Origin of the sequence: uncultured Chryseobacterium sp. (assembly GCF_936933875.1) — a bacterium.
Classification (GTDB): domain Bacteria; phylum Bacteroidota; class Bacteroidia; order Flavobacteriales; family Weeksellaceae; genus CAKZIK01.
Window position 1 is genome coordinate 1 of sequence record NZ_CAKZIK010000041.1, and the last position, 7,645, is coordinate 7,645.

Sequence of the window (7,645 nt, forward strand, 5' to 3'; positions counted from 1 at the left end):
GCGTCAATCTCCATGTCGTTGTCTGCCTCCATAAAGGTTTCAAAGAAGGTATTCACATTGAAGTAGCCCGATTCTTCTAATCTCTTGTTCGCAATCAAGGAGAGAATAGAATAATATTCCAGTGGTTTATTGGTAAATGGCGTTGCAGAAAGCAAGGTAACATTTCTACCGTCGTTATTTTCTTGAATATATTGCGCCGCCATCCAAGTATTAATGCCGAGTTTTGAAGTCTGCTGGTTCTGATTCCTAAAGTCTGATGCAAATCGGCGGTCTTCAATCCTTACTTTTCCTACGATATGGTTCGCGTTATGAACTTCATCGTAAGTCAAGTGGTCAAAACCAAAGTCTTCCCAATCGTAAATCTTGCCACGCTTCATTTTACCCACCAGTTCTTTTTCTTTTTCCAGTTCTTTCTGAAAATCCCTTTCGCTGATGGTGTTTACACTTCTTAATTCATTTTCTGAAATATAGGAGAACTTGGAAGCCAGATTTTGGGTAATATTTTCAGAAAAACCGATATTGTTAAAACCCTCGTAAGTGACGATGGTGATTTCCCCATCCTTGTTGTCGAATTTTGAGAGGTCGAAGTCTTTTCCGAGATTTCCCAAGACATTCACTTTGGCTTCGGGAATGGTTTCAAAAATGGTTTCCACCCACTGTTTCAGAATGCTGTCATTGGGAACGACAATCAGCGGTCTTTTCGCATTTCCTCTTTCCATCGCTTCGTGCATGGACAGGATTCCAGACAATGTTTTTCCAAATCCCACTTCATGTGCAAGTAATCCGACACCTTTCGTGGTCTGCCTTCCGATTCCGGCTTTCTGAACTTCAGTTAATCTAAGTTCTCGACCTTTAAAATTCAAATGGATTTTTGAAAACAAAGGAAACTTTGAATAGTCCGGAACATAGATGTTGTTGTAGTTTCGGTTAAAATCATTGACAAAACGCTTCCTTAAAGCGTCCGACAATTCTTCCCTCAAAAATTTTTGAAACAAGTCGTTGGCGGCGACTTTTCGTCTTTCGCGAACCAAGGCATTCCGTTCCTTGTCGCTTCCGGTAACATTTTCGTTGTCTACAAAACTTCTTACTTCCCAAGATGAAGAACCTGCAAATGCCTCACTGGAAAGCGTTCCGACAAAATCCTTGAATTTTTCTGCAAGATTATAGGGAACCGTTACAGTTTCCGTCTGTCTTGTGTTTTGATTCCAGCGTTCCTTTTCTATGGTTCCCAAATCAAACTGGTGGACAAATTCATGATTCGGACTGATTGAGATTTCGTCTAAAGTTTTTGGTTTTGGAAGAACATTGAGGAGTAAATCCTTTTGTTTCTCATATTGATTTTCTGTTCCGCCAACCGAGAACCTGTCCTTAAAGTCTATTTCCAGTTGTTCTAATTTGGCGTAGATATTCCCTTCGGCGTAATAAAAATCGTGAACCCAATTTCCGTCCATATAGTTGGCAAATTGGTAGTGCTTACCGTGATTGTTTAATGTGCCGTCGTAGGAAGTGTCCTGAAATGCCTCAATCTGTTCTTTAGTAATATCGGTACTGTTCTGAAGCGAGGCATTCACAATTTCATCGGCTTTGAAAAATTGGTATTTTAAAACCCCTTTCTTGATTTCCGGTTTGGTCTGAATTCGATATTCCGCATTTTTCTCTTTGTGGGACTGGATAATTTTATCCGCTTTACGATGAATTTCATCAATTTGGTCTTTCGAAAAATTTGGGGGATTATCAAAAATTTGGGTTTGGAGTTTGAAATACTTCTCAATCTCCTTTTCAATTGCGGGAGATTTGAATTTTACTTCATTAAGTCTGGAAAGAACTTGCTCAATTTTATCTTTCGTTTCTGCAAGGTCAATTTCTTCTGTTTTAGCGGGAATGGTGTTTTCTAAAGTTTTGCTTTTTGATTCTCCTTTAGGTTGATCAACCTCCAAAAACAAATCTTCAAAGAGGTTTCCAATTCTTTCGGTCTGCTTTTTATTTTTGAGTTGCTCAATCCTAGATAAGGCGTCCTCTAAATTTCCATAGACATAGTTTTCCAACCTCCCAAAACGGTTGGTTTTCTCTCGGGTTTCCCCTAAAATCCTGTCGGGATGTTTTTCAAAATAATTGGAAATATCTGTAGAAATTTTCTGGGAATTTTTTTGCAGAATAATAATGTCCGTTCCTACCTGAGTTCCGGCAAAAGCACCATTCGGTAGACGAAAACCTTCCAAAATATCTGCATTTTTTAGTTGGGCTTGTCGGTTCAACCAACCCGAAGGAAGCACCATTGCCAAAACTCCATTGGGTTTAAGAGAATCTAAAGACCTTTTGACAAAATAGTCCTCGTATTTGGAGATTTTGGGTTCTTCTCCCAAACCTTTGTATAATCCGCGATGGTCGCCGTAGGGTGGATTACCGATAACCAAATCGTATTTTTCGGCAAATTCCTTCTTGTTGCCTTTCTCGTCGATAAACTCGGTTTCAAAGGAGCGGAGATGGATGTGGGCTTCGGGATGAAGGATTTTCGCAATCTTTGCGGTGGTTTCGTTGATTTCAAAGGCAGTGATATTGGACTTGATTCCCAATTCTTTCACTGCATACAGAAAATTTCCCGTTCCAACGCTGGGTTCCAATACCGAAATTTCCTGCCTGTTCTTAAACTGGTCTTTGATTAAATTTCTGACGGCATCTACAATCCTTGAATCGGTGTAGTATTCATCCAAAATACCCCTGCCTTCTTTAGCTGTTCCGCCACTTTTGAATTGATGACAGATCTCTTTTAAATCCTCGGTAATGTTAAGACTTTCCTTGAGTTTAACTTGCTTATCGCTGGAAACAAAACAAGGTGCGGAAACAACTTCCGCAACTTGTTCATTGGTCAGTTTTTGACCTTTATATTTTGAAATAAGAACCCCTAATGCCTCATTGTTTTGAGTAGATGTTTTTACTATTTCTGCTATTCTATTGGAAACATTCCTCCCGGATACGATTCCGCCCAAGGAATGTTCTGCTCCCTCATTTTTTGCAGCATTTTGCGGTTGTGTTCCGTCAACGGGTCCTCGCTCTGGTTTTCCGACCAGATGCTTCCAGATTGTGTCTTCAAGTCCATTTCCAGCATGGTTGCCGTCCACAGCTTGTCCTCCAAAGTGATTTCCGTTTTGCTTGGGTTTGCTTCTTTGGTTAGATTCTCCAGAATTTCGTTGAGAAAGTTCGGCTCCCAAGTGCTGAGTGTCGGAAATTCCTTCGGATTGAGTTCCATCGTCTTCATTTCTTATCGTTTTTTGTTCAACTAAAGTAGTATTTTTCTCTTGAACTTGGAGTTTATTTTTTAAATATTCTTCCAGGTTTTGGTTCCCATTTTCAGAAATTCCATACAGCAGGCGGATATCCTTGATATTTTTATTTTGAAATTCATTGAGGATTTTTTGTGTAGACCTATTTCCGTCATCATCACCGGTTAGACACAGAAATATCTTTCCGTCGTAGTTTTTAAACCGTTCGACAAAGCTTCCAGTATTTTCATTATAATTGAGTGTTACAAGGGTTCTGCCGTTGTTTTGATTGTTTAGTTTCAAAAGTTCCAAAAACGAATCTTTGTCGTTATCGCTGTTAAAGACAATCAGTTCGTTTTTAGTTCCCTCAATAATGGAAATTTCTGAACTAGAATGATTTAAATAGGATGTCTCACTCACTTTTTCTGTTTTTTACGAAGTGGTTGAACTCAAAAATGTCTTTCGCCGTGTCGTCCCAGTTTTTTCTTGGAAGCAGTTGCAGGCTTACAAAGATGTCGGTCTTTTTATTGTAGGAATCGATGCGCTCCAATCTTCCGCCATAATCCTTTTCGGCGTGTCTGTAGAGGGAATACGGCAGAATCGTGTCTGTCGGATAGATGTAGAAACGGGTATAGTTCCAAGGCGAATTGATTTCGAAGCGTCTGTATTTTTTCTTGAATAACACCGTGTCGGAGAGTTTCCGCCTGTTATTATAGTTCGGAATCATTTCTTTTGAGAATATGGCGCCGTCCTTCTTGTTCCAAACCAATGCGGGTTTTTGTTTTTCAAGAATATCGGAAAGTATGATGTTGCCGTTTTCAGCATCCAATGGATAGCAGAAAGAATCTCTCACGAGATAGGCATTTTGATTCATTTCGGGAAAGGTGTGGTTTGGAACCAGTTCGATAATTTGGTTTTCCGAATAACTCATTTTCGAGATGTGGAAACTCTGCATCTTGTCCAATCCTCTGGAGGCATCAAAATAGACATTGGTAATGAGGTCGATTCCGCCTTTTTCGGATTTGATTTCCTTGTGGCAGGAATTTAGGATAAATACTGAAACGAAAACTAAAAATATGGATTTGATGTTCATAATGATTACATTTTAAAAAAAGCGGCAAATCAAAATTTGACTTACCGCCTTCGGATAATAGTCAGGTATTATTTATTATCGTTTGATGCTCTGTTCCTTCACATGGGCTTTCTCCTGTTTTTCTTCATTTTCCATTCCCTGCAAAGGTTTGTTGGTGTTGATGCGGTTCATGTCGTTGTCGTAAAGGTTCAGGTTCTTGTATTGCGGATTGAGCACTGCTTTTCCTTCCACCACCTTGTCGTCCATTTCAAATTTCACTTTCACCACATTTCCTTTTTCAAGTGACTTGATGGTGTTATCCCTGTATTCCGGCTTTTCGAAAACGAGGTTGGCTTTTTCCACGATTTTGTCGGTATCGACACCGTAGTTTTTGTAGAAATTCTGGAACATATAGTTTCCTTTCTCCGTCTTTGGCTCCTCAAAGTTGAACTGCACGAAGGCGGTTTCCGACTGGTCGCTTTTGGGGTTGTGGAACTCGATTTTCACGCTCCGTCCCTCCAAAAGATTTACGGCTTCTTTTGCGGTAAAGGTATTTTCTCTGTTTACCGAAAAATTGTGGGTGATTTCTTCGCCTTTCTCGTTCTTCAATTTGGCGTCGTAAGAGTTGAGGAAAACACCACCCGTTTCCGTCTTGTTGAATTTCAAGGCAAAATCAACCTTGTTTCCGGGCAGTGCCTTGTCCGAGGAAGTTTTGATTTCGAATTGCTGGTTTTTGGACTTGATGCCTTTTTCCAATTCTTTGTGAAGTTTTTCGTCTTCGCCGAAACCGAGGTATTTAAGCTGATTTTTTAGATAATCTACCTGGTTGAATTCTTTTTGTGTTTCCATAATGTTTGGGGTTTGATTGTTAAAATATTCTTTGTTTTTATTGAGGTGTTGTGTTAAGTCATCTCCGTTCATTTTGGCGTAATCTTTTATAGAAGGCTCTCCAATGATGTCGTCTATCGAAAATCCTGACCTTGTGGCATCCATTTCTTCTTTAAATCTCGAATGAAAATTACTTTGGCTGAATAAATTGCTCCGTTTTTTCTCATCGGGAAGAAAAAGACTTTTAAGGGAATCGATGATTTTTTCTGGTTCCTCATTTCCCTCGTAGGTAAGCAGTTCTCCGCCAACGAATAGCAAAACATGGTCTTCCGGCTTTCGATACAGCTGGATTTTTGAGGCAATCTGGCTGTAGTTCACTTTGTCGTCTTCCGTCAAGGAGATTTCAAATTCGTGCTTGGTATGACCTTCGGAATCGTCAATAAACAGTTTGACGTAATCCTTTTGTAGTGGTTCTTCCATATTTCTAAAATTTTTAGAGTAACTATTATTTAGGTTGTTTTCCGATACGCCGACAATGGGTTCCGCATTCAGATGGTTCTTGCTGAATTTGTCCAAAAGGTGGTCATAGACGTTGATTTTGGTCTTTTCGTAGAGGGAGTGGTAGTTTCCGCTTTCCAATAAAATCGCATCCAAAGCCGTGAACCCCATCAGTTCGAGTTTGTCGCGGTATTCCTTGTACATCTGCTCGTTTACATTGTTTCCATAAAGGATGACACCCGTTCCGGCGTGAATCGTCATCAGTTCGGTCAGTTTCTCGAACTGTCGATGCTGCGGAAGAATGAATTTCCCAACGATGTCGTTCGCATTGTTCAGGATGATGGCTTCCGTCTTGTCGGACAGTCCAAACTTTTGGCTTGAAATGTAGGCGGCGGAATCTTCGGGACTGTTGATTTTGAACGGCTGATAATTGGCGGCAAAAATCTGCTTGTTAAAGGAAAAGGTGCTGACTTTTCCCTGCTGTTGATTTTGCTCGGAAAGTTCCAGAACACGGTCGCTTCCCAAATCTCCGTTGAATACCAAATATTTCCCCGAACGCAGATTGATGACGATGCCGTCTTCCACCTTTATTCCTGTATGGTCGAAAATTTCGTGGAGTCTTTGCAACATGAGTCGGTCATGTTTGCTCGAAATCAGTTGTCCGCTCGGATGGTTGTGGACGAGCGTGATGCTTTCGGGCTGCATTTTGAAGACGTTTCCCGTCAACAACCGTAAATCCACAACGGTGGAAGTAATTCCGCCTGTCGAAAGATGTTGAACGAGATAACTGTCGTCCTTGAATTTGTAGAGTGCAAAGGTGTGTTCCACCGCCTCGTCTTCAAGCGCACGGAAAAGCCAAGCCACATCGTTCACATCAGAAATTTTGGTTCCCGCCATGAATGAAAGACTTTTGTTTTCCGAAAACTGCCGCTCTACGAGCGCAAAGTCATTGGCGTAACCTTGATTGTCCTTTTCCCGTAGGATGGCGGAATTTGGGTCAGCATCATTTCTCCCACTGAAGAGTTTGTACGGTAATATTTCGCCCGCCGACGTTTTGAGATATTGCGTATCCTCGTCCGTCGGAAATTGGAAATTCGTGTTCGGTCCATATTTGCTCTGGTAATTGATCGTTTCTGTTTCCATCTTTTCAAAAATTTATCTGCGGAATCCACGGCGTTTTTCCTGTTCCTGTTCGATTTCCTGTTCGATTTCTTCTTCCTGCTCTTCCCGGTTTCGGTTCGCGTCTTCGTACCTATCCTTGTCGTTGACGTTCAGGTCACTTTCAGAGTTTCCTCCCTTTGAAATCTGCTTCTCATCGGGAGAGATGCTGTTTACGGTGTTGATTTCTCTGGAAACGATGTTCAAGTCGTTGGAAATTTCCTTGGCGATTTCGGGATATTGGTCGATTTTATCCATCAGGAAATTTTTCAGTTTCTGAAGTTCGTTTTTGTAGCGGTTCATTTCCGCGACATCCTTCTTGTCGGCAATGATTGCGGTGAGTTCGGTGGCATTTTTAATGAGGTCGAACTCGGCGACGATGTTGTTTTCCTTGTCGTAGATGAATGCCTTTTTTTCAAGCGAAAGTTTCTTCTCATTTTTGTTTGAAAGGTCTTGAATAGTGGAATACTCAATTCCATCCTTGCTGTTTCTGAGGATTTCGGAGATGCTTTTATCCCGCTCCAGAAAGATGACTTTCAGTCGGGTGTTGTTTTCCGTGAGTTGGAAAGTTGCCCTGTTTTTGTCGTTGTCTGCGACAATCGTGTAGCCCTGCAGAAATTTTTGGATGTCGTCCGCTTTCAGTTTTTTTGAAAATGACAAATCTTCATTGATGATTCCGAACTTTTTTAGTTCTTCGGTTGGTAGGTTTTCAGTTTGCATAGTACGTTGCTATTAAATTGTTTGCTTTGTTTAGGTCGTTTAAGAAATGGTAGGGATTGATGCTTTGTCCAAACTCCTTTACCGCAAAATGCAGGTGCGGTCCGGTAGA

4 protein-coding genes are annotated in these 7,645 nt (G+C 40.9%); all 4 read right to left on the reverse strand.

Annotation, left to right across the window (positions count from 1 at the left end; all coding sequences use genetic code 11):
* The coding region (locus Q0252_RS06485; protein ID WP_297984716.1) for an SNF2-related protein at window positions 1–3,680 on the reverse strand (3,680 nt) is incomplete at its 3' end.
* Window positions 3,673–4,353 (reverse strand): hypothetical protein, encoded by a 681-nt coding sequence (locus Q0252_RS06490; protein ID WP_024565606.1) that lies wholly within the window; start codon window positions 4,351–4,353, stop codon window positions 3,673–3,675. The genes Q0252_RS06490 and Q0252_RS06485, both read right to left, overlap by 8 nt.
* Window positions 4,354–4,428: 75 nt before the next feature.
* Window positions 4,429–6,801, reverse strand: coding sequence for a JAB domain-containing protein (locus Q0252_RS06495; protein WP_297984717.1), 2,373 nt, complete (start codon window positions 6,799–6,801; stop codon window positions 4,429–4,431).
* Between the two features lie 12 nt (window positions 6,802–6,813).
* Window positions 6,814–7,536, reverse strand: coding sequence for a hypothetical protein (locus tag Q0252_RS06500; protein ID WP_297984718.1), 723 nt, complete (start codon window positions 7,534–7,536; stop codon window positions 6,814–6,816).
* Window positions 7,537–7,645 lie beyond the last annotated feature (109 nt).